Annotated in this window: 15 protein-coding genes; 7 read left to right on the top strand and 8 right to left on the bottom strand. The window is 53.8% G+C overall.

The genetic code is table 11. The features are described 5' to 3' along the window. Window positions 1-35 precede the first annotated feature (35 nt). Window positions 36-614, top strand: coding sequence for a D-sedoheptulose 7-phosphate isomerase (lpcA, locus tag ACAW75_RS13245; RefSeq protein ID WP_370729205.1), 579 nt, complete (start codon window positions 36-38; stop codon window positions 612-614). A 1-nt stretch (window position 615) separates the two neighbouring features. Here the strand turns inward: lpcA and ACAW75_RS13250 are convergent, their stop codons facing one another. The 7 genes from ACAW75_RS13250 to ACAW75_RS13280 form a co-directional block, all read right to left on the bottom strand. Continuing rightward, complete coding sequence (locus tag ACAW75_RS13250) at window positions 616-1665, bottom strand: phosphotransferase family protein (RefSeq protein WP_370729206.1); 1050 nt, start codon at window positions 1663-1665, stop codon at window positions 616-618. Between the two features lie 270 nt (window positions 1666-1935). Continuing rightward, window positions 1936-3165: an acyl-CoA dehydrogenase family protein gene (locus tag ACAW75_RS13255; RefSeq protein WP_370729207.1), complete on the bottom strand. Its 1230-nt coding sequence runs from the start codon at window positions 3163-3165 to the stop codon at window positions 1936-1938. Window positions 3166-3571: 406 nt separating this feature from the next. Continuing rightward, window positions 3572-7006, bottom strand: a complete 3435-nt coding sequence (locus tag ACAW75_RS13260) for an efflux RND transporter permease subunit (protein WP_370729208.1) — start codon at window positions 7004-7006, stop codon at window positions 3572-3574. A 99-nt stretch (window positions 7007-7105) separates the two neighbouring features. Further along, window positions 7106-8242: an efflux RND transporter periplasmic adaptor subunit gene (locus tag ACAW75_RS13265; RefSeq protein WP_370729209.1), complete on the bottom strand. Its 1137-nt coding sequence runs from the start codon at window positions 8240-8242 to the stop codon at window positions 7106-7108. 111 nt (window positions 8243-8353) lie between these two features. Beyond that, a complete protein-coding gene (locus ACAW75_RS13270; RefSeq protein ID WP_370729210.1) occupies window positions 8354-10048 on the bottom strand; it encodes a TolC family protein in 1695 nt (564 codons plus the stop codon). Between the two features lie 25 nt (window positions 10049-10073). After that, a complete protein-coding gene (locus ACAW75_RS13275) occupies window positions 10074-10706 on the bottom strand; it encodes a TetR/AcrR family transcriptional regulator (protein ID WP_370729211.1) in 633 nt (210 codons plus the stop codon). Window positions 10707-10945: 239 nt separating this feature from the next. Then, window positions 10946-11644: a hypothetical protein gene (locus ACAW75_RS13280; protein WP_370729212.1), complete on the bottom strand. Its 699-nt coding sequence runs from the start codon at window positions 11642-11644 to the stop codon at window positions 10946-10948. A gap of 417 nt (window positions 11645-12061) precedes the next feature. Between ACAW75_RS13280 and ACAW75_RS13285 the strand changes: the two genes are divergently transcribed. The 3 genes from ACAW75_RS13285 (at window position 12062) to ACAW75_RS13295 (ending at window position 15587) form a co-directional block, all read left to right on the top strand. Next, window positions 12062-12760 (top strand): succinate dehydrogenase cytochrome b subunit, encoded by a 699-nt coding sequence (locus ACAW75_RS13285; protein WP_370729213.1) that lies wholly within the window; start codon window positions 12062-12064, stop codon window positions 12758-12760. Between the two features lie 25 nt (window positions 12761-12785). Further along, window positions 12786-14723 (top strand): fumarate reductase/succinate dehydrogenase flavoprotein subunit, encoded by a 1938-nt coding sequence (locus tag ACAW75_RS13290; protein ID WP_370729214.1) that lies wholly within the window; start codon window positions 12786-12788, stop codon window positions 14721-14723. Window positions 14724-14834: 111 nt separating this feature from the next. Continuing rightward, complete coding sequence (locus ACAW75_RS13295) at window positions 14835-15587, top strand: succinate dehydrogenase/fumarate reductase iron-sulfur subunit (protein ID WP_370729215.1); 753 nt, start codon at window positions 14835-14837, stop codon at window positions 15585-15587. Between the two features lie 186 nt (window positions 15588-15773). Here the strand turns inward: ACAW75_RS13295 and ACAW75_RS13300 are convergent, their stop codons facing one another. Next, window positions 15774-17192, bottom strand: a complete 1419-nt coding sequence (locus tag ACAW75_RS13300) for a carbohydrate porin (protein ID WP_370729216.1) — start codon at window positions 17190-17192, stop codon at window positions 15774-15776. 218 nt (window positions 17193-17410) lie between these two features. Between ACAW75_RS13300 and ACAW75_RS13305 the strand changes: the two genes are divergently transcribed. The 3 genes from ACAW75_RS13305 to ACAW75_RS13315 all read left to right on the top strand — a co-directional run bounded on the left by ACAW75_RS13305 (window position 17411) and on the right by ACAW75_RS13315 (window position 23240). Further along, window positions 17411-18760 carry a TolC family protein gene (locus tag ACAW75_RS13305; RefSeq protein WP_370729217.1) on the top strand — a complete coding sequence of 450 codons (1350 nt, stop codon included), beginning with the start codon at window positions 17411-17413 and terminating at the stop codon, window positions 18758-18760. Window positions 18761-18883: 123 nt separating this feature from the next. Next, on the top strand, window positions 18884-19990 hold the full coding sequence (locus tag ACAW75_RS13310; RefSeq protein WP_370729218.1) for an efflux RND transporter periplasmic adaptor subunit: 1107 nt from the start codon (window positions 18884-18886) through the stop codon (window positions 19988-19990). A gap of 118 nt (window positions 19991-20108) precedes the next feature. Beyond that, window positions 20109-23240, top strand: a complete 3132-nt coding sequence (locus ACAW75_RS13315; RefSeq protein WP_370729219.1) for an efflux RND transporter permease subunit — start codon at window positions 20109-20111, stop codon at window positions 23238-23240. The last annotated feature ends 69 nt before the right edge of the window (window positions 23241-23309 follow it).

A 23309-nucleotide genomic window follows, 5' to 3' on the forward strand; every position in this document is an offset into this window, starting at 1 on the left:
ATGGTCTTGCACCAGGAAGCTCTTTACCTTACCTTATGAACAATCTCATAATCAACGAACTAACCGAATCAAGGTCTGTTTTAGACAAGTTCATGGCCGATTCGGCTACCATACAGGCTATTGCTGATGCGGCTCAGCTTATGGCTGATGCGCTGAAAAACGGCCGTAAAATTATCTCCTGCGGTAACGGTGGCTCTCACTGCGACGCCATGCACTTCGCCGAAGAGCTATCGGGCCGGTATCGCGGCGACCGACGCTCATTGGCTGCCATTGCCATTTCTGACACCAGCCATATGTCGTGTGTTGGTAACGACTACGGCTACGATTTTATCTTTTCTCGTTTTGTAGAAGGCCTCGGTATCGACGGCGACGTGCTGCTGGGCCTTAGCACCAGTGGTAACTCAGCTAACATTATTCAGGCAGTAGCGGCGGCCCGGCAAAGAGGCATGAAAGTAGTATTACTGACCGGAAAAGACGGCGGTAAACTAGCCGGCCAGGCCGACGTAGAGGTTCGGGTACCTCATTTTGGTTTTGCCGACCGTATTCAGGAGGTTCACATCAAGGTGATCCACCTGTTTATTCTGCTCATTGAAAAGCAGTTAGGCCTGGCATAATTTACAACCGCCCCGTTTCTACCGCTTTCACCCCAACGGCCGACAGGGCCTTTACACCAGCGAGCAGCCCCGCAAAGCGTTCGTCTTTGGTCAAGCCCTGTTTATAGCGTCCGTAGATCTGTTGCATGACCACGGCGTTTTTAAACAGCCCGAACACGTAATAATAGAGGATGTTCGACAGGTTTCGCCCAGCTTGTTGAGCGTAATGGTCGGCAAATTCGTGGCGGGTCAGGTTGCCGGGCAACCAGGTCAGGTTAAACGATTTACGAAACGGATCGTCACCCGCCTCGGCCCAGTACGAGAGGGACGTACCCACGTCCATCAGCGGATCGCCAACGGTACACATTTCCCAGTCGAGCACCGCCCTGATTTGGGTCAGGTCATCGCTCAGCACCACGTTATCATATTTGAAATCGTTGTGCAGCAACGTCACGTCGGGGGTTTGTGTGGGCATATAGTCAGTCAGGTAGCGGGCCAGCCCGGTCATGGCGGGTACGTCGTCGGTTTGGGCGGCGAGGTAACGTTTGTGCCAGCCTTCTACCTGCCGCTGCACGTACCCGTCTGGTTTTCCCAGTTGGATCAGGTTCGGTTCAACGGGCAGTGCATGAAGCTCCACTAAGGTATCGACCAGCGCCGTAGACAGGCGCGTCAGGGTGTCGGCCGATAAACCAAGCTTTGGCGCCGATTGCGCCCGCAGAATTACGCCCGGCACGCGCTCCATGACGTAGAACGGACAGTCCAGCACGGTCTCATCATCGCCATAGGCTACCGGAGTTGGGATTTTAGTATAGCCGGCGTCGCGCAGTAAGGACAGCACCCGAAACTCGCGCCCCATATCGTGCCCGCCCTTGATTGCCTTCGCCCCTACCGGCGGCCGCCGAAGCACATACTCGCGTTTGCCGATCGTGATCAGGTACGTCAGGTTGGAATACCCGCCCGGAAACTGACTTACGCCCGTGATCGGCCCAAGCCCCAGGTACGTCTCCAGCACCGATACGTTCAGTTCTTCTCCCGCCCGCACGGGCTGTACACTATCTTGTCTACCCTCCATGATCGCTCTTGCTCTCCCTTATCGTTGATGTGTAGGGGCAGGCCACAGTGCCTGCCCGCTCTCGGGCGCGACAGCGACCGCCATATATTTTCTAAGCAAACGGAGTACGTACAACGCTTTACCGTTCAGTGTAGCTTCTGTAGGTTGATTTTATTTTGGCGCTACAGGCGGTCGCTGTCGCGGCCGAGAGTAGGCAGGCACTGTGGCCTGCTCCTACGAATCGACCTACTGTAGCATAGCCAGCATTTGTGAGGTTGACAAAAATGCAAGTCAACCAACTACTGGTTTGGCCTTTCGGGTGTCGAGGCCGTAGCCTTTCAGGATACTGCGGGCGAGGGCGGTTTTGTGCACTTCGTCGGCACCGTCGTAAATGCGGGCACCGCGTTCGTGGCGATAATACCAGGCCAGGAGCACATCGTCGGTAATGCCTGCTGCTCCGAAGGTTTGGATAGCCCGGTCAACGACGCGTAGCATCATGTTGGCCACGTAAAATTTGATCGTCGATATCTCGTTGCGGACAGCGGCAGCTCCCTGTTCGTCGATGTTGCGGGCCGTTCGCAATACCATCAGGCGCGAGGCGTCGATTTCGGCGCGGCTTTCGGCAATGAATCCCTGAATAAACTGCTTTTCGCCCAGCATCACACCCGGCTCCATTTCGCGGGTGGCGGCCCGGCGACACATCAGATCGAACGACCGTTCGGCGATGCCGATCCAGCGCATGCAGTGGTGAATACGGCCCGGTCCCAGGCGTTCCTGCGCCAGCGTAAAGCCCATGCCCTCGCCTCCGATCAGGTTGGCGGCGGGCACCCGGCAGTTGGTGTACCGCACCTCGGCATGGCTGCCCCAATGGTCAGACCCATCGCCCATGATGCTGATATTACGCACCAGCTCAAAACCAGGGTTATCGGTCGGCACCAGAATCATACTGGCCCGGCGATGTGGGGCAGCATCTGGATTTGTTACGGCCATCACGATGGCGAAGGCCGACCCATCGGCCGACGAGGTAAACCATTTATGCCCATTGATCACCCATTCAGCGCCTTGGCGCTCGGCCAACGTACCCAGCTGCGTGGGGTTCGACCCGGCAAATTCGGGTTCGGTCATGGAGAAGCACGAACGAATTTCCCCTTCTCTCAACGGTTCCAGGTACGTCTGCTTCAGATGCTCGGGCGCGTATTTGTGCATCAATTCCATATTGCCAATGTCGGGCGCCTGGCAATTGAAGGTATAATGGCCAAACGGACTGTAGGCCAGCACCTCACTTACCTGACCGAACTCGCAGAGTGTCAGCCCCAGCCCGCCTTCGTCTACACTATGCTGTAAGCCCCACAGTCCCGCCCGTTTCACCAGTTCACGTTTCTGATCAAGGATGTTGGCCACTTTCGAGAAGTTACCCGTCAGGTGTTCAGCTGTTTCGAGCGGAATGATTTCCTGCTCTATGAATTCGCGGATGCGGGGGATCAGTTCGCGGGTATGGTCGGTGGCAAAGATGGGCTCCATGCAGTTTGTTGTCAGAATTGTACAATCAAAGCTACAGAAAAGATGCCAGTTGATGGGGCTGCTTTGCTGTTACCTGTACCGCTTATTGACCTCTCTGCCAAGTGCCGCACTGATCACCAGTAGCCCGCCAGTCAGAGCGATGAGGCCGCTTTGAAACAAACTATTGTGCGTTATGTAAGCCCAGACCAGCATGGACAGGCAATTCAGAAAAGCAATAACGACCACTATGAATGATAGTAGATAAAGCATATCAATACGTGCAGATGTTGAGCGGGATCAATTTATGCAGAAAGTCCAGTAAGCTGTTTGCTTTCCGTAACAGTTCACCTTTAAATCTATTTTACACAGCAAAGCCCCTCCGCGATTTCTCGTTGAGGGGCTTTACTGTTGATCCAGGTACGTTCTGCTACACTTCGGCCGGTTCTTCCTGATGGGCTGGTTGAACAACCGCGTCACCTTTGCGGAACCACTTGTCGCGAACGCGCTCGTTGATCCAGTAGAGGCAGGGCACGATCACCAGCGTTAGCACGGTTGAGAAGGTCAGGCCGTAAATGATGGTCCAGGCCAGAATATTCCAGAACACCGACGAGTCGCCACCGATAACGATATGCGGATCGAAGTCGCGGAAAAGACTCACGAAATCGACCGTCAGGCCAAAAGCCAGTGGCACCAGCCCAAGTACCGCCGCTGCCGCTGTCAGCAATACGGGCGTCAGACGCGTCCCCCCCGCTTCAATGATCGCCTCGCGCGTTGGCACACCCCGCCCGCGTAACTCTTCAATGAATTCGATGAGCAGAATACCGTTTTTCACCACAATACCCGCCAGGGCAATGATACCCACCCCCGACATGATGACCGAGAATTGTTTACCCGTAACCATGAAGCCAAGGAACACCCCGATCAATGACAGCAGAATGGTGGTAAAGATGATAAATGGTTTGATGACCGAGTTGAACTGCGTGGCCAGAATCAGGTAGATCATCAGGATGGCGATACCAAAGGCTGATACCAGGAAGTTCATCGACTCTTTCTGATCTTCCTGTTCGCCACCCATTTTAATGGTGTAGCCGTTGGGTACGTCCAGGTCATTCACGATCTGCTGAATCTGCCCCACAATCTGGTTGGCGTTATAGCCCGTTACCACATCAGAACTGAGCGTAACGAGGCGGCTCTGATTTTTCCGGTTGATCTGGCTGAACGTAGTCGAATACTGAATATCAACCACCGACGACAACGGCACCTGCCGCAGCGCCCCACCCGAGTTCATATCCCGATACACGATGTTCTGACTCAGCAGCCGCTCAATCTGGCTGCGGTTGTCTTTCTGCAACCGAACCATGATTGGGTACTCATCTTTCGCGTCCCGGAATTTCGACACCTCCGTTCCGAACAGGGCCGTCCGAACGCTGAACGCTACCTGCTGCGACGAGATCCCCTCCCGTTCAGCTTTGTCGCGGTTTATGTTCAGCACGATTTCGGGCTTGTTGGTCACCAGATCAGACTTCAACTGCTCGATTCCCTCGATACCCGCCTGCTGAATCCGGTTACGTACCTGTTTCTCCAGTTTCTGAAGCTCAACAAAGTCATCGCCGGCAATTTCGATCGCAATGGGTTTACCCGTTGGTGGCCCGTTGCTTTCGCGCTGTACCGAAATGTTGGTACCCGGAATTCCCTGCATGGCAAGCCGTACTTTATTCAGCAGCGTATCCGTCGAGATGCCTTCGCGTTCTTCGTTGCCTTTAAACGCAACCGTCACTTTCGATTTCTGCGGCGTGGCGTTCCGATCCGGGTTTTGCGGATCACCGGCATTCTTACCAACGTTCGAGATCACCGAGTTGACGGTGCCCGTTGCTTTGTTATCGCCCAGCACTTTGTACACGCGCTTCTCAATCACCTTCGTTACCGAATCAGTTATGCGGGCGTCGGTGCCCTGCGGCATCTCGTTATAGACGTAGATGTAATCGGGTTCACCACTTGGGAAGAAGATCACTTTCGGCGGGAAAACACCCAGCAGCATGAACGTCACCACCAGTAAGGCAAATGCGGCGGCTACGGTGTACACTGGCCGGTAGCCCGTCAGCAGGAACGAGATCAGCTTGCGATACCCGCTCTTCAGCCGGGGGAGTAAGCTTTCCTGGAAAGGCAGGATCAGTTTTGGCGTCAGCACATAGTGGTTGAACACGTACAGCAGCAGGCCCACCACAAACAGGTTACCCACACCCCGATCAACGGCGTAGCCGATGATCGCCAGTCCGCCGATGATCATCAGCGGGCGTTTGATGGTATCAAAACCCTGGTTGTCTTCGTGGTGATCGTCATCATGCCGGTTCATGAACGACACGGCGAATACCGGGTTGATCACGTAGGCCACAAACAGCGAGGCAAACAGGGTCAGGATGAGCGTCAGGGGCAGGAATTTCATGAACTCGCCCACAATACCCGGCCAGAACAACAGCGGGAAGAACGGCGCAATGGTCGTTAACGTACCGGAGAACACGGGCACGAATACCTCGCCCGCTGCCGCTTTCACGGCCTGCTGAATGGTCCAGTTCCGGTTCTCGTTGAACAGCCGGTGTGTATTTTCGATAACCACAATGGCGTCATCTACCACCAGCCCGAGGCCCAGCAAAAAGGCAAACAGCACGATCGTGTTCAGCGTAAAGGCCGTTCCAACAATTGGTCCCAAAATAGGCATCAACACGAAGGCCACCAGCGCCGAGAGTGGCACCGATAACCCAACGAAGATGGCATCCCGCACGCCCATAAAGAACATCAGCACGAGCACCACGAAAATGAAGCCCAGCACCACGGTGTTTACCAGGTCGTTCACGTTCTCTTTCGTCTTCTCCGACTGGTCGGCCGTGATCCGAATATCGAGGCCCTGGGGGAAACGGTCTTCTTTGTACTGATCAATTGTTTGCTCGATTCGCTCCGACGCCGATAGCAGGTTGGCCCCCGCCCGTTTGATGACGTTGAGCGTCACAACGGTTTTGTTGTCGAGCCGGGCAAAATCCTGCTGTTCTTCAAAGCTGTCCTGTACGTCGGCTACATCGCCCAGGCGAACAGTAGCGCCCGTGCCGGTCCGAATCTGAAGATTGCTGATCTGGGCAATGTCTGTAAACTCGCCCTTCACGCGCAACGTCCGGCGTACACCGTCAACGTCAAGATCACCACCCGATACGTTGATGTTCTCTCCCTGAATGGCCGTCTGAATATCATAATAGGTCAGGCCGGTCGACTGCATACGGGGCAGGTCTACGTTGATCTGGATCTCCCGTTTCAGGGCACCCACAATATCCACGCGGCTGATCTCAGGCATGGCCTCGATGGCATCCTGCATATCTTCGGCGTAGTCTTTCAACTGGTTCAGCGAAAAATTACCGGCCAGGTTGATGTTCATGATCGGAAACTCCGAGAAGTTTACGTCCTGCGCCGTTGGGCCGCTATCGAGCTTCTGTGGCAGATCGCGCCGGGCCTTGTCAATGGCGTCACGCACCCGCTGCAAGGCTTCGGCTACGTCGGCGTCGGGGTTGAACTCAACCGTGATCAGCGAAAAATCCTGTAGTGAGTTCGATTTCACGCGTTTTACGCCCGTAACCGCTTTCAGTTGTTTCTCAATCGGCTTGTTGATCGTATTCTCGATGTCGGCGGGAGCCGTACCGAAATAAACGGTCTGAATAATAACCGTCGGGATCTTGATATCCGGAAACTGCTCTTTCGGCAGGTTATTGTAGACGAACAACCCTCCGAACGTAATCAGGAAGGTGAAGATGTAAATCGCCGTCCGGTTCTCGACGCACCAGTTGGTGAAGCCGAGGGTTTTATAGTCTGTGAATTTCATAGAAAAGAGTTTTCAGCTTACTGTTTGCCGTTTACTGTTGCTTCGCTAATTCATAATGACGTACCTGAGCGAAGCAACAGTAAACGGCAAACGGTAAACTTAGAAACTGATTTGTTGTCCGTCTGTCACTTCCTGATAACCCTGCGTGATGAGTTGATCACCTGCGCTGAGGCCCTGCGTAATCTCGATCTGGCCACCGTAGCTCTGCCCTACCACTACTTTTTTGGCGCGGGCAATCTTCTTGTTACCCTCCGTAACGGCAACATACACGAGCTGGCCGTTCTCCGTATTCTGAATCAGGTTCTGATTGATCACGATGGCGTTCGACTTCGAGAAGTCATTGACTTTAACCTGTGCCAGCATATTCGGTTTCAGCGCATTATCCGACGGCAGCGGAATTTCGATCGTAAATGTCCGGCTCAGTGGGTCAACCGAGGTCGATACAAAACTGATCGGCGCGTTGATCTGCTTCTTGATGTCGGGGAAAATAACCTGCACGGCATCACCGCGTTTCACCGTGCCCGAGTAGGTATCCGCCACCTTGGCAACAACTTTCAGTCGCGACAGGTTAACCACCCGCACAATGCCCATACCCGGCGCCGCTACCTGCCCTACCTTTCCGATCACCTGATCAACCACGCCCGAAATAGGCGCTGTTACCGATGACTGGCCTAACTGTGCTTTAATCGTCGAGATCCGGCGTTCGAGCGATTCTTTGTTGCTCTTGGCCTGCAGGTATTGTAATTCTGTACCGATCTGCTGTTTCCAGAGGTTGCTTTGCTTGTCGAAAACCGTGTTGGCCAGCGACAGTTGCGTCTGCACTTCCGCCAGCGATTCACGCACGATCTGATCGTCGAGCTTAGCAATCAGCTGCCCCTGCTTCACCGGTGTTCCTTCCGATACATACATGGCCGTGATGACACCGCCTTGTCCTTTCGGGGTTACCTGCACGTTGTTCTTTGCATCCACCGAGCCTTGTAGCTCTACGAAATGCCGGAACGTACCTGCCGTCAGTGGCGACACGGCCACCGCTTTTACCTTCGCTTCTTCGCGCTTTACCGGATCAAGCTTGGTCAGCTCCCCTTCCAGGCCTTTGATCTTCGCATTAAGGTCGGCCTGTTCGCCTTTCAGCTTGTCCAGTTCCGCCTTTTTCGTTTGCAGATCGCTTTTCTTTTCTCCGCAAGCCGCCAGTAACGTACCTAGCAGCAGTGTAGTAATGATGTATGTGTGCTTCATAATTTTTGTGTTTACTGTTCACCGTTTGCTGTTTTCTGTTGCGTTGCTTGGGAACGTATTGTCGCCCAGCGGAGCAACAGTAAACGGCAAACTGTAAACAGCCAACTCCTTTTATTGTCCTGTATACAGCCGACCCAGCGCTTTGTCCTGATCTACTTTCGAGATCAGGAAATCGTAGAGGGAGGCGAAATAATTGGTTTGCGCTTCGCGAAGCGACGTTTCGGCATTGAGTACCTCGATGTTCGAGCCAACCCCTTCCTTGTACTTGATCCGCGTGACGCGAACGATTTCGACGGCCAGATCACGGTTGCGTAGTTGGGTTTGCAACGTCTGAAAGCCATTGTTCAGCGTAATGCTCGATTGCCGGATTTGCAGGTCGATCGAGTTCTTCAGCAGTTCACCGCTGTTCTGGGCCTTTTGAAGCGTAATCCGCTTCTGGGCAATCTGGTATTTTTTCAGGAAACCATCGAAAATGGGAATCTGAAGGCTCAGGCCCGCCGTGGCAAAATTCAGCCAGGGCGTAGTGACCATGTCGCCAATCCGATTCTTACCGTTGTTATACCCGTAGTTAACAAACGCCGAAGCTGTTGGCATATAACCTTTTTTCGACAACTCAATGTCTAGTTCGGCCAGCTTCAGCTGCGTTTGCAAGGTTGAATATTCGATCCGGCTCTGGTATTGGAACGTCGGGTCGGGCGCAATTAGCGATTCCAGTTCGGCGAAGTCACGGTCCTGTAACTGCTCGCTCAGGGTGATTTCATCGTTCACCGTCAGGCCCATCTGGTATTTCAACAGCGCATAGCTCAACTGAATCAGGTTCTCCACATTCTGCCGATCCGACCGCAGGTTGTTGGCCTGCACTTCGAGCCGCTGCACGTCGAGTCGCTCCACAAAACCCTGCTGGTTCGATGCCCGCGTATCGCGCAACAGCGTATCGAGCCGACCGATGTTCAGGTCAAGCAGTTTCGAGCGCTCGCGGGCGACCAGCACACCGTAATACGCTTTCGCTACCTGCTCGGCCACCGTTACTTTGGTTGCCTGGGTCGTGCGTTGCGCCAGCTCCCGGTACGTGGCAGCGGCACGCAGCCCTACATTCAAGCCTGCGCTATACAGCAACTGATTCACCGCAACGGTACCATTGGCCGAGTAATTCACCCCGAACTGCACCGGCACAGCAGGCGCATCAGGCGATGCCTTCGGGTCAAAGAAGTTGGCCGGTAAAAAGGCGCGTTGGATGATGAGGTTATCGGTAAACGAGCCACTTCCACTCACCTGTGGTAACGCTGATGCCTTTATCTCGTGAATCCGCGCTTCAGCACTGATTGCGTCGAGCTGGCTGTTGCGTACGTTGATGTTCTGCTTGATGGCAAAATCGATGGCCTCCTGCAACGTGAAGGTTTGCCCGGTTCCCGCCTGATTCGATGGTTTCAATCCCGTTGGCGCCGGAGCCAGTCCCGAATTAAACGTTGACACGTTGCCGGGTTGCAGATTGACCGGTGTGGTTTGAATCGCTGACTGGGCAGTTCCGGCTGGCGTAGCACCTGGTTGCGATGGCACTGCCTGCCCCGATGGTGTGATGGCACCCGTTGCAGCAGGCTGCTGAGCCCCCGGCTGTTGGCCACTGGCAGCAGCTCCGGTTGGTTGTTGTCCGACAGATGGTTGGGTAGGTACCGTTCCCGTTGGTGTACCGGCCGCCGGTACCTGTGCCAGCAATGTACCGGCCGGGCCAGGCACCATAGACGTACCCAGCCAGCCTACCGCCAGCATAAGGCGTCGCAGAGACCGTTTGTGTAAAGAAATGTTCATAGTAATGGAAGAATCAGATTGTACTCTAGTTAAAGCTATTGATGCGTTCATTGTAAGCCACAAAGCCAGACTCACTCAGTATGCCCCGGACGAAGTGGTGAAGTAGCTGTTCCTGCGTGGCGATCACGTCTTTCACGTCTTTGTTGTTCGGAAATATGCGGTCATCGAAACCCAACTGAACCAGCTCGACCCGTAGGCGGGCCATTGTATCCAGATTAATGTCGGCCCGGTAAAAACCCTGCTCCACGCCCCGTTTCAGATTGGCCTTGATGTCATTGATAATCCGCTTTTCCTTATGGTCAAGAAAAAAAGCCCAGGCTTTCGGGTAATAGCGCTGTACATCCATCAGCAGGCTTGGATTAATCGCATCGGCTTGCCGACGCATCATGTCAGAGACCAGCAGCATCTCGTCGATTGGGTTCATGTCCAGACGCATTACCCGGTCGCATTCCAGCATCTCGTGCTCGATATGATGCTTAACAGCCTGATAAACAATGTCTTCCTTATCAGAAAAATGCTGATAGATTGTTTTTTTGGATATTCCCAGTCGGCGGGCAATGTCATCCATTGTGATCGTGCGCACACCGTATTTCCAGAGCAGCTTAGCCGACTCAGCCAGTATTTTGTCTTTAATGGTTTCGTTTGCAGGTACGTTCATTGCAGCCGAAACCCGGGAAACTCGCAGAAAGTTTGAAGTTTCCTGAGTTTTTTCAAACTTCCTTATTCAGGTAAACTACGTCTGCGATTAGTACCAAATTCAGTCGTAACAAGGCTGGTCCTCTTGCCGGTACGTTGCCGGTTCTGGACCAGCGGCGGCGCAGCACAAACGTAAAAAGGGGCCCCTGCTCAGGGCCCCCTTTTTACATATACGGTCTAAATGGCTGATTGCGTGCGTAACTACGCAGCCCGCGAACTAACTGGTTTCCGAAGCGTAGCTGGCCGAACACTGCGTGGGTTAGCCGCTTCCTCTACAGCTTCAGCCGTAACGGCACCCATGTGCTGCGCCCGTTTCAAAACGTAGTCGAACGGCAGGTTGAAGTAATTGGACACCTCGCTCCGAAACGAGTCCGGGAAGCGCGACAGCTTGATGCCGAAAAATTTCTTCATCTCCGACTCGGGCAGTAACGACGCCAAAGCCACTTTCTCGGCCTCGGTCAGCAGTTCACGCCGGTTCGGGTACAGGTATTCCAGGCCTATCGATGCCGTCAGTATGTTCAGGAACAGATTCTTGTACATACCCGACAGTTCGGCCGGCAGGATAATCCATCCCTGCTCACGAAACTTGGCCGAGAATCCAGTAAGGCCCGGTGTGCCGCGCAGCTCACCGGCAATCAGATCGGTCGGAAAGCGCAGGCGGCCTTCGCCCGATGCCTGGTCTTCTTTCTGAAGTCGGTAAACCACGGCTTCAACAGGGCTCTTCTGAAACAGCAAATCAGCGGGTAATACCTGCCGACTTTCCCACTGGTCAGTCATACGAACGAAGAGGGCTTCGTTCTGAGGAAGGTTATCGGCATTGCCCAGGCTGACGAGCATCTGGCGGAAGTTGGCCAGAAAATCAATCTGAAGCTGTGCAGGATGATATTTGGTACGTGCCATAAGCGCAAAAAAGCCGGCATTCACCCGCTGGGTGACCGGCATTCATCTGTGTTGTTAGTTTACTATAATAGTAGAGTAAATATAGCCCTTCCGTGGCACAATAACAAGCAACAGCCCGCCCATTAACTACACTGGCTATCAGAAAAATAGGCTACGGTTGGGGCATAATACCAACGGGCTAGCCAGTAGATTACCCGCATCTGGTCATTGCTACGCTACCCGACCAAAGCAACCCCGATCGACAGCGAGCCAGTGCACATCCGGTAAAAGGACGTACCTGCGCCAAAAATCAAGTAGCTACCTTGTTTGCGTATGCATCGGGCAGTACTTTTACGCGGTCTTTCTGAGGCTACATTTTAGCCAAAACCAAAGACTTGTTTTGTTGTTTTTCAACTGTTTATCTCTGCCAATCAATCTATGTCTTGGGTAACCCAAACGTTAGCCAGTTCGCTTGGCCGGAAAGTGATTATGTCACTAACGGGCCTGTTTCTGTGTACGTTTCTGATTGTTCACGTTGCGGGCAATCTTCAGCTTTTTAAAGGTGATGAAGGCCGGGCCTTCAATGAGTATAGTTACTTCATGACCCATAACCCGGTGATCATGACGGTTTCCTACCTGCTCTACACGTCGATTATCGTTCATGCCCTGATGGCCCTCATTCTGACGCGCCATAACCAGGCATCGCGCCCGGTGAAGTATGCTTATGCCCGTCCGGAAGCCAACAGCCCCTGGTCATCGCGAAATATGGGTATTCTGGGTACCATTTTGCTCATCTTTATTGTTCTTCATATGCGGACGTTCTGGTACGAGATGCACTTCGGCAGCGTACCGATGGCCGAGTATGATGGCAAAGAGTATAAAGATCTGTACAAGACTGTAGTGGCGGCATTTTCGCAGTGGTGGTATGTGCTCATCTATGTATTATCTATGGTGGCCCTGGGCTTCCACCTTGTTCACGGGTTCAAAAGTGGTTTCCAGACCATTGGTCTACGTCATAAAAAGTATACCCCACTAATTGAGTTTTTGGGGGTTTATGGCTTCGGCATTCTTATTCCGGCGCTGTTTGCAGCCATGCCGGTATACATGTTCTTAAAACACGTAGGTATAATCGGATAAGTAGCTTTCCTAACAACGATTGTCTATGAACTTAGAGTCAAAAATTCCGGAAGGGCCGTTGGCCGAAAAATGGTCACGGCACAAGTTTGGGCTTAAGCTGGTCAACCCGGCTAACAAACGCAAATACGAGGTTATCGTGGTAGGAACTGGCCTGGCCGGTGCATCTGCCGCTGCGTCACTGGCCGAGTTAGGGTACAATGTGAAAGCGTTCTGTTTTCAGGACAGTCCACGCCGCGCCCACAGTATTGCCGCACAGGGTGGTATCAATGCCGCCAAGAACTATCAGAACGACGGTGATTCAATCTTCCGCCTGTTCTACGATACCGTTAAAGGGGGTGACTACCGGGCTCGCGAGGGCAACGTGTATCGCCTGGCCGAGGTAAGCGTCAATATCATTGATCAGTGCGTAGCCCAGGGCGTTCCTTTTGCCCGCGAGTACGGCGGGCTGCTGGCCAACCGGTCATTCGGTGGCGCGCAGGTATCGCGCACCTTCTACGCACGGGGCCAAACCGGTCAGCAGCTGCTGTTAGGTGCCTATTCGGCGCTGAGTCGGCAGATTGCCAACGGGAAAGTGAAGATGTACCCCCGTACCGAAATGCTCGACGTGGTCGTTCAGGATGGTAAAGCCCGTGGTATTGTCACACGTAATCTGGTAACGGGTAAAATCGAGTCGCATTCGGCCCACGCCGTATTGCTGTGTACGGGTGGTTACGGCAACGTATTCTACCTGAGCACCAACGCCATGAACTCGAACGTGACGGCAGCCTGGCGGGCACACAAGAAAGGAGCCCTGTTTGGTAACCCCTGCTTTACGCAGATTCACCCAACCTGTATTCCCGTTAAAGGCGATTACCAATCGAAGCTGACGCTGATGTCGGAATCGTTGCGGAACGATGGCCGTGTTTGGGTACCCAAAACGAAAGAGAACGCCGAGAAAATTCGGAAGGGTCAGCTGAAAGCAACCGACCTGAAAGAAGAAGACCGCGACTACTTCCTGGAGCGTCGCTACCCGGCCTTCGGTAACCTGGTTCCCCGCGATGTGGCCTCACGCAATGCAAAAAACATGTGCGACGAAGGCCGCGGTGTTGCCTCGACTGGCCTGGCCGTTTACCTCGATTTCTCGGACGCCATCAAGCGCGACGGCAAGAAGACCATTGAAGCCAAGTACGGTAACCTGTTCGAGATGTACGAAAAGATCGTCGACGACAACCCGTACGAAACGCCTATGATGATCTACCCGGCCGTTCACTACACGATGGGTGGCCTGTGGGTCGATTACAACCTGATGACGACCATTCCCGGCCTGTATGCGCTGGGCGAAGCCAACTTCTCTGATCACGGCGCAAACCGCCTGGGTGCATCGGCACTGATGCAGGGGCTGGCCGATGGTTATTTCGTGATTCCCTACACGCTGGGCGATTACCTCGCTACGATCGGCCCTGCCGATAAAGTGCCGGTTGAGAACGCTGCGTTTAAGGAAGCCGAAGCAAACGTGAAGCACATGATCGATCGGTTCCTGACCATCAAAGGCGACAAGCCCGTTGATGCGTATCACAAGGCATTGGGTCACATCATGTGGGAGTATTGCGGTATGGCGCGTAACGCCGAAGGACTGACCAAAGCCAAAAAACTGATTCAGGAGCTGAAAGCCGATTTCTGGACGAATGTTCGGGTGATGGGCGAAAACGAAGAGATGAACCAGTCGCTTGAGCATGCCGGACGGGTGGCCGACTTCATTGAACTCGGCGAACTGATGGTCGATGATGCGCTGGCTCGTGAAGAATCATGCGGCGGTCACTTCCGCGAAGAGTACCAGACGCCAGATGGTGAAGCGCTCCGCGACGATGCCAATTTCGCATACGTATCTGCCTGGGAATACAAAGGCGATAACAAGCCCGAAGTGCTTCACAAGGAAGAACTCGTCTTCGAGAACGTTAAACTCACCCAGCGTAGTTATAAATAAGTTTTAAGTCTCAGGTTTCAAGTTTCAAGTGCTTTTCTGATCAACCAGTTGTTTATGAGCAGAGCACTTGAAACCTGAAACCTGAAACTTGAGACCTGAAACTCTTTCAAAATGAAAGTTAACCTCAAAGTCTGGAGACAGCGCAACGGGAACGCTCAGGGCAAACTCGTTGACTATCAACTCGACAACATATCACCTGATATGTCTTTTCTGGAAATGATCGACGTGCTGAACGGCGAACTAACCATGAAAGGCGAAGAAATCATTGCCTTCGACCACGACTGCCGCGAGGGTATCTGCGGTATGTGCTCGATGTATATTAACGGCCGGGCACATGGCCCGCAAACCGGAGCTACTACCTGTCAGCTGCACATGCGTTCGTTCAGCGATGGCGACACCATCGTGGTTGAACCCTGGCGGGCTCGCGCCTTCCCGGTGATCAAAGACGTGATGGTCGACCGGTCGGCCTTCGACCGCATCGTTCAGGCAGGTGGGTACGTGTCGGTCAACACCGGTTCGGCCCGCGATGCCAACGAAACGCTGATTCCACGCCCCATTGCCGATGAAGCGATGGACGCGGCTCAGTGCATTGGTTGCGGCGCCTGCGTGGCTGCCTGCAAAAATGCATCGGCCATGCTGTTCGTAGCGGCGAAAGTGTCGCACCTGGCAGTTCTTCCACAGGGTCAGGCTGAAGCCAGCCTACGGGCCGAGAAAATGGTGGCCCAGATGGACGCCGAGGGTTTTGGTGCCTGCTCATTCACGGGTGCCTGTTCGGTAGAGTGTCCCAAAGAGATCTCGCTCGACCACATCGCCCGCCTGAACCGGGAGTACCTGGGTGCTAAAATTACGTCGCAAGCCGTTTAAGGCTTCAATCTGTACACTACCAAAAAATGCCCAATCAGCAATGGTTGGGCATTTTTGTTGGTGTACGTTGCTAGTCAAAATTTGCAATCTTGACGGATTTACCCCCAACTCCCTACAGGGGGCTACTGCGCTACTATATAGCGCCACGGAGCTCTAGCCCCCTTTGGGGAGTTGGGAGTAAATCCACTAAAACTCCACGTGGGTACGTAGTGCAAACAGGTTTACCGGGCCACGATCGCCATTGTAGCCGGGGTTGGCAACCAACTGATAGTCGGCAGTCAGGAAGAGCGCACGAGTTAGTCTGGTTTTATAGAAAGCCTCAAGAATCTGTTCCGTTTTATAGTTTGGCAGCCGTCCATCGCCAATCATGAACCCGATTCCCCCGGCGTTCAGGAAGGCGGCATGATCGGGAGAAAGCCCGTTCACTACAGCAGCTATACCGATAGCATCCTCTGGCCGACCCCAGCGGCTACCCGCGATAAACGCGCCCGCAGATACACTCCGATCAATTTCGGTAAACGCCCAGGTGGCTGTTTTGCCGTCATTCCAGCTGGCGCGGGCAAACAGACCACTGTTTTTGGCTATGGGCTGTTCGAGGCTCACGCCAAACCCGTATTTCACGCCGCCATATTGCTCGCCATTCAATATATAAGGCAATGACGTATCATAAGTACCAGCAAGCAATCGTTGGGTAGCTTCCTGATAAGCGGGCGCTTTCGAGGCATTTCTGAACGCCAGTAACCGAACAGTTCCGGGCTGTGCCAGCAAATGATACCGGCTTTCAAGCTCAACAGTTAAGCCACCCGACTGGCTGATGTTCCAGTCGAGGACGTTACCGTTGGCCATTTTTGGCATCAGGCTGTAAGCCACACGCACCTCGTAGGCGGGGCGCACATATTCTACTGCCAGCCCCCAGGTATAGCCACGCGTGTTGGCCGGGTAATCCCAGGCCCCGTAACTCATCAGCGACCAGTTGAAAAACTGCGTTCTGGGGTCGTGCGAAAACCTGTTGTTATCAAAAATATCGGCAATCGAGAACTTACCGGCCGTGATAACCACCCGCGAATCGGGGCGGCGCTGCTTCACATGGTTTGCCTCCGACTGGATCTCTTCCGCCTGTGCGCCCCTCAACGCAAAGACCTGTTCAACAAAGAACCGGGCCATGTAGACTGCCGGTTTCGGGCTACCGATACGAAAGCTCTCCCCATTAGGAAAGCCCGCGATGCCAACAGCCGCATTATAGAGCCCTGCATTGTAAGGCTCTGCGGCATCCCGACGGCCAACGCCTACCCCGCCCGCAATTTCAGGATTAGCGTAAATGGCAGCGCCCTTCCACAATTTCCGACCAACGAAAAGAGTCGTTGTAACCGATAAAGCCGTGTCGGGCTGGGTGCTCAACGTATTACGGCCAACGTACCCAGCCCCCTGAAAACCGGTATGTCCCTGCGCAATCGTTGTGAACTGATAGTGTAAACTCCAGGCCTGCGATGAATCTAAGTAGTTATTGTTGTTGTCTTTCTGAGCGTATAAATCAGGCCTTGAATAACCAAGTACAATACAGGTAGCTAAGCATATACGGCAATACCAGGTAAGGCTTCGTTGCATGAACAAATGAGTAAAATCTTGTAGGTCGAAGGTATTGGCCGCACATTAAAGAGGCGTGAACGAGGCGTTAAAACGGCTTAAACGATTTGTCCATTTTGTTTAAGAGGCTCTTAATAGGTGTTTAATTACACATTAACGAGGTGGCAGCTACTTGCAGCCGCAGTCAGGGCATTAATCAGTGCGCCGCCTGCCACGTACATCATAGCCTAGTAATTTTTATGAATCGCTCAGTTGGAGTTCGCATTAGCCAATGGAATTACTCATTGCTGGGCCTGCTTCTTTGCACTTGTCTACTCGGACATGCTCAACCTCAGGCACCTGTTGCCCCCATCATCCCATCCGTAACGGATACACTCCGACTTAGCCTGCCCGATCTGGAACAACAGGTGCTGGCTCGTAATTATCAGTTGCTGGCTCAACGGTATCAGATCGATATTGCCGGGGCTGCCATTACACAGGCGGGTTTACGGCTGAATCCGAACCTGTGGTTTCAGACCAACCTGTACAATCCCAACACCGGTAAGGTTCTGCCCCTGGGCACCCCATCGCAGTCTGACCTGGAAAGGCAAACGTTCAACAGCGGCTATTTCGCCGTGCAGCTTCAGCAGGTAGTGATGCTGGCCGGAAAACGCTCGAAGCTGGTGGCGCTGGCCGAAAGTAACCGGTCGCTAGCCCAGATCGCGTTTCGCGATGTGCTGCGGTCGCTGCGTTATCAGCTTTACACCACCTACGCCAACCTCTATTTCGACCTACAGGCACTCGACCTGTTTCAGGATGAGCTGGCCCGACAACAACGGCTGGTTGAGTCAACACGCATTGCGTTGCAGACGGGTGGTGCGGCCTCTTATGAAGTAACGCGTCTCGATGTAGCCAACCGCGACCTACAGGCCAACATTGCTGACTACCGAAACCGGATTGCCGACGAACAGGCTACCCTGCGTATCCTGCTCCGGCAGTCGAATCCCACCTTTATTTTGCCTACCGCCCTGGCACAGCAAACCAGTCCAGCCCCGGCCTTAAGCGTTGCGCTCGATTCGGCCCTGACGAACCGCCCCGATCTGGCCCTGACGCAGGAACAGATCGCCAATGCCCAGCGCAGCCTGAGCCTTGAGCGTGCCCGCCGCACACCCGACCTGATGACTGGTCTACTCTACGAACGCTACGGAAATGCCTATACCAATTTCGTCGGCTTGCAGGCGAGTATCGATCTGCCCGTTCGGAACCGGAATCAGGGCGCCATTCGGGCCGCCGAAATCACGGCGAAGAGTGCCGGGGCAGGCCTCGAGAACATGCAGGCGGTTGTACAGAGCGATGTATTGAACGCCTATGATGTGCTGAATGCGTATTACGAGCAGGTAAATACCCGCCCAGCCGGTTACCTCGGCCGAATTCAGAACATCAGCGCCGAAGCCACCAAAGCCTATAATGCCCGTAACATCGGCCTGCTCGATTATCTGGATAAGATACGTACCTACCAACAAGCACAACTCAACCACATCAATCTGCTCAATAACGTCTTTCAAAGCCAGCAACAGCTCGACTTTGTAACGAACACGCGGTTTTTCTAAAGAGTGAAAGGGTGAATGGCGAAAGAGCGAGCGCACGCTTCGCATGGGTATAGAGCGGTGTTATGGATCGCTCTTTCGCTTTCTCACTCTGTCGCCCTCTCACCCTTTCACTCATTGACCTATATGAAAACAATCCACGCAATTTTCCCTCTTTTCGCCGCTTGCCTACTGGCCGCGTGCGGAAGCAAAGATGACAAGGCCAGCAACGTACCTACGTCGGATGCTGATTCAACGGCCAGTTACCTTACCGACTCGGTGCGGCGTATGAACCCTGAGAACGAACTGATCCTTAATGGTACCGTCACCTTCGACCAGGATAATGTAGTCCGCGTGTTTCCGCTGGTGTCGGGCAACGTAGAGAAAGCGACCGTGACATTAGGTACGTATGTCAAAAAAGGGCAGGACCTGGCTGTCATTCGGTCGGGCGATATCTCGAACTACGTTAATAACTACCAGGCCGATAAAGCGGATCTGGAAGTGGCGCAGCAGGCAGTGAAGAACACCGAAGCCCAGTATAAAGCCGGTTTTGCCTCGCAAACCGACCTCATCACAGCGCGGAATAACCTTAAGAAAGCGCAGGAAGAGTTGGGCCGGTCAACGAATGTGCTGCGCGTATATGGTGGCGCAAACGCAAATACGGGCCAGCCTTATTTTACGGTGAAAGCACCCATTGCGGGTTACATCGTCGAGAAGAATGTGAACACCGGCCAGGATCTGCGGTCTGATAACCAGAACCCGTTATACACCATCTCGAGCTTGCAGCGTATCTGGGTGATGGCCAATGTATACGAGCAGGATATTCCGCAGATCAAGCAGGGCGAGGCGGTCGACGTGCAACTGCTGGCCTATCCTGACCGTGTGTTCCGGGGGCACGTCGATAACATCAGCAACGTGCTCGACGAGCAGGCCCGCGTGCTGAAAGTGCGGATTGTGCTCGATAATAAAGAGGGTCTGCTAAAACCCGATATGTTCGCCACCATCCATGTACACGTGGGTAACAACGGCGGCGGCATTACGGGTAACGCACTGGCCGTACCACAGAAAGCCGTCGTTTTCGACCGTGACCATTATTATGTGGTGGTGCAGACAGGTAAAGACAAATACGATGTACGGGAAGTGAAAGTCGAGAAAAACACGTCGCGCTACGCCTTCGTCGAAGGGAATATCCGCCCCGGCGAAACCGTCATCACCGAGGGTAGCCTGCTGTTGTACAACGACTTAACAGACTAAAAATAATGAGTGAAAGAGCGATAGAGCTTCGCCAGATAGTTGGCTCGGCTCCTGTACCAATAGTTACGCTTTCATTCCGGGCGGCGTCCCGCTTTCGCGCTTTCACTCTTTCACCATCATGAACAAGTTCATTCGCTCTATCATCACGTTTGCCCTGACGAACCGGTTCGCCGTGTTCTTCGGCATCCTGCTCATCATGGTGGGCGGCGTGGTCAGTTTTATGGATACGCCCGTTGAGACGTTTCCAGACGTAACCAATACCAACACCATTGTTATTACGCAGTGGCCGGGCCGGTCGGCCGAGGAAGTGGAACGCTACGTGACCATTCCGCTCGAGACTGAATTGAATTCGGTACCCAAGAAAACGACGCTCCGGTCGGTATCGCTGTTTGGCCTCTCAGTTGTCACCATGATCTTCGATGATGGGGTCGATAATTTCACCGCGCAAACCAACGTAGCCAACCGCATTGCCGGCGTTGACCTGCCCGAAGGCGTACAGGCCGAAATTCAGCCGCCCTACGGCCCGACCGGCGAGATCTACCGCTTCACGCTGGAAAGCAAAACCAAAGACATTACCGAGCTGAAGTCGATTCAGGACTGGGTGATCGAGCGGCAGATCAAAGCAGTGCCGGGTATTGCCGACGTGGTGAGCTTTGGCGGCAAAGTAAAAACCATCGAAGTAAGCCTGAACCCAACGCTGCTGGCCAACTACGGCTTCACGGCCGTCGATGTAGATCAAGCGATTCACCAGAGTAACGTCAACGTAGGTGGCGATGTCATTAAGCAGGGGAATCAGGCGCTGGTGGTGCGGGGTATTGGCCTGCTCACCAAACCCGAAGACGTAGCGGGTATCATCATCGATAACGTGAACGGTGCCCCCGTCCGGGTACGTGACGTGGCCACCGTCCGTGAGTCGTTTCAGCCTCGGCTCGGCATTGTGGGCCGCGACAAGAAAGACGATGTGGTCGAGTGTATCGTGGTGATGCGGAAGGGCGAAAACCCCAATGAGGTCATTCCCGCCCTGAAGGCGAAGATCGACGAGCTGAACAACCAGATTCTGCCCAAAGACGTCAAGATCAAGACGTTCTACGACCGAACCACGCTCAACAACTACACCATGCATACGGTGGGCGAGAACGTATTCCTGGGCATTTTTCTGGTCACGGTTATCCTGCTGCTCTTTCTGGCCGACTGGCGCACCACACTCATGGTCGCCATCGTGATTCCGCTATCCTTGCTGTTTGCGTTCATCTGCCTCCGATTGCGCGGCATGACCGTTAACCTGCTCAGCATTGGTGCGCTCGACTTCGGTATCATCATCGACGGTGCCGTGATCATGGTAGAGGGTCTGTTTGTGATGCTGGCTCACCGCGCCGATCAGCTCGGCATGATGCAGTTTAACAAACGCGCCAAACTGAGCTGGATCGCCTCGTCGGCAACAGAGGTAGGCAAGTCTATTTTCACCGCCAAAATTATCATCATCACGGCCCTGCTGCCCATTTTCGCCTTCCAGAAAGTAGAGGGTAAACTCTTTAGCCCGCTGGCCTGGACCATCGGTTTTGCCTTGCTCGGTGCCCTGATCGTTAGTCTTACGCTGATTCCGTTGTTGTGTTCGATCTTGCTGAAAAAGAACGTGCGCGAACGGCATAACCCCATTGTGCAGGGCATCGAGAAAGGCTACGTACCTGCGCTCGACTGGGCCATTCAAAAGCCCAAAGCCATTATCGGCATTGCGTTGGCGGGGCTGGCTATTTCGGGCTACATTTTTGCCGCGCACGTAGGCTCCGAATTCTTGCCCGGCCTCAACGAAGGATCGATTTATGTACGGGCCAGCCTCCCCTACTCCGTATCGCTCGACGAGAGTTATGCCTACACGCGGAAGTTCCGGGCCATTTTCAAGGAATTCCCGGAGGTCCGGGGCGTGATCTCGCAAACTGGTCGCCCCAACGACGGTACTGACCCTACCGGCTTTTTCAACAACGAATTCTTTGTGGACCTGTACCCCAAAGAAGAATGGACGCGCGGCCTGACCAAAGATCAGATCATTGAGCAGATGCGGCAAAAGCTGGCGCGTTTCCACGGCGTTACGTTCGGTTTCTCGCAACCTATTTCTGATAATGTGGAAGAAGCCGTGTCGGGTGTGAAAGGGTCGATGGCCATCAAAATTATTGGTCAGGACCTGAACGTGCTCGATAAGGAAGCCACGCGGGTCCTCAACGTGATGAAGAAAATCCGGGGCGTCGAAGACCTCGGCGTTTTCCGTAACCTGGGCCAGCCCGAATTCCGCATCACGCTCGACCCGCAGAAACTGGCGCTCTACAACGTACCTACCGACGTGGCGCAGTCGGTCATTGAAACGGCCATTGGTGGTAAAACCGTGACCCAGTATTTTGAAGGTGAACGCCGTTACGACATCAAAGTGCGCTACGACGAGCGCTTCCGGTATTCGCCCGAAATGATCGAAAACCTGCTGGTGCCCACCCGGTCGGGGGCCAAGGTACCACTGAAAGAGATTTCGGAGATCACAACCAAGTCAGGTCCGGCGTTTGTGTATCGCGAGAACAGCGCCCGGTTCATTGCCATCAAGTTCTCGGTACGCGGGCGTGATTTGGGCGGCACCATTGCCGAAGCGCAGAAAACAGTGGCCGCCCAGGTGAAACTGCCCGACGGTTACCGGATGCGGTGGGCAGGTGAATTCGAGAACCAGACCCGGGCCCAGAAAACGCTGATGGTCGTGGTGCCCATTTCGATCACCGTTATCTTCCTGATCCTGCTCTTCACCTTCGGCAGTGCGCTCGACGCCACGCTCGTGATCCTGAACGTACCGTTCGCCCTCATTGGTGGCTTCCTGGCCCTCTGGGTTACCGGTATCAATTTCAGTATTTCGGCGGGGGTAGGCTTTATCTGTCTCTTCGGCGTATCAGTGCTAAACGGGGTGATCCTGATTAACCGGTTCAAAGAGAACCAGCACCGAAAAATGGACATTCTCGAAGCCGTTCGTGAAGGAGCCATCGCGCTGGTCCGGCCCATCATGATGACCGCGCTGATGGCGTCATTGGGTCTGCTACCCGCTGCCCTGTCGACAGGCATTGGCTCCGAAACGCAGAAACCACTGGCTACCGTGATGATCGGTGGCTTCATCACCAGCACCATTCTGTCACTGCTGATCCTACCCGTCATCTACGGCTTGATCTATACGCGCCGTGACCGAAAGAAGCAGGAGAAACGAGCGCAGCCAGTTGGCGTATAACTTATCAGTATCCCTTTAAGTAGAATTTAACGGCTCTGATCGATAGATTAGAGCCGTTTTGCGTGTTAT

This window comes from Fibrella arboris (genome assembly GCF_041321095.1).
In the GTDB taxonomy this organism is placed as follows: domain Bacteria; phylum Bacteroidota; class Bacteroidia; order Cytophagales; family Spirosomataceae; genus Fibrella; species Fibrella arboris.

Bases quoted from the DNA above. Each gene is read 5' to 3' on its own strand.
- ACAW75_RS13275 (WP_370729211.1), bottom strand. From the start codon at position 10,706: ATGAACGTACCTGCAAACGAAACCATTAAAGACAAAATACTGGCTGAG.
- lpcA (WP_370729205.1), top strand. From the start codon at position 36: ATGAACAATCTCATAATCAACGAACTAACCGAATCAAGGTCTGTTTTA.
- ACAW75_RS13315 (WP_370729219.1), top strand. From the start codon at position 20,109: ATGAACAAGTTCATTCGCTCTATCATCACGTTTGCCCTGACGAACCGG.
- ACAW75_RS13290 (WP_370729214.1), top strand. From the start codon at position 12,786: ATGAACTTAGAGTCAAAAATTCCGGAAGGGCCGTTGGCCGAAAAATGG.
- ACAW75_RS13295 (WP_370729215.1), top strand. From the start codon at position 14,835: ATGAAAGTTAACCTCAAAGTCTGGAGACAGCGCAACGGGAACGCTCAG.
- ACAW75_RS13285 (WP_370729213.1), top strand. From the start codon at position 12,062: ATGTCTTGGGTAACCCAAACGTTAGCCAGTTCGCTTGGCCGGAAAGTG.
- ACAW75_RS13270 (WP_370729210.1), bottom strand. From the start codon at position 10,048: ATGAACATTTCTTTACACAAACGGTCTCTGCGACGCCTTATGCTGGCG.
- ACAW75_RS13255 (WP_370729207.1), bottom strand. From the start codon at position 3,165: ATGGAGCCCATCTTTGCCACCGACCATACCCGCGAACTGATCCCCCGC.
- ACAW75_RS13310 (WP_370729218.1), top strand. From the start codon at position 18,884: ATGAAAACAATCCACGCAATTTTCCCTCTTTTCGCCGCTTGCCTACTG.
- ACAW75_RS13265 (WP_370729209.1), bottom strand. From the start codon at position 8,242: ATGAAGCACACATACATCATTACTACACTGCTGCTAGGTACGTTACTG.
- ACAW75_RS13300 (WP_370729216.1), bottom strand. From the start codon at position 17,192: ATGCAACGAAGCCTTACCTGGTATTGCCGTATATGCTTAGCTACCTGT.
- ACAW75_RS13280 (WP_370729212.1), bottom strand. From the start codon at position 11,644: ATGGCACGTACCAAATATCATCCTGCACAGCTTCAGATTGATTTTCTG.
- ACAW75_RS13305 (WP_370729217.1), top strand. From the start codon at position 17,411: ATGAATCGCTCAGTTGGAGTTCGCATTAGCCAATGGAATTACTCATTG.
- ACAW75_RS13250 (WP_370729206.1), bottom strand. From the start codon at position 1,665: ATGGAGGGTAGACAAGATAGTGTACAGCCCGTGCGGGCGGGAGAAGAA.
- ACAW75_RS13260 (WP_370729208.1), bottom strand. From the start codon at position 7,006: ATGAAATTCACAGACTATAAAACCCTCGGCTTCACCAACTGGTGCGTC.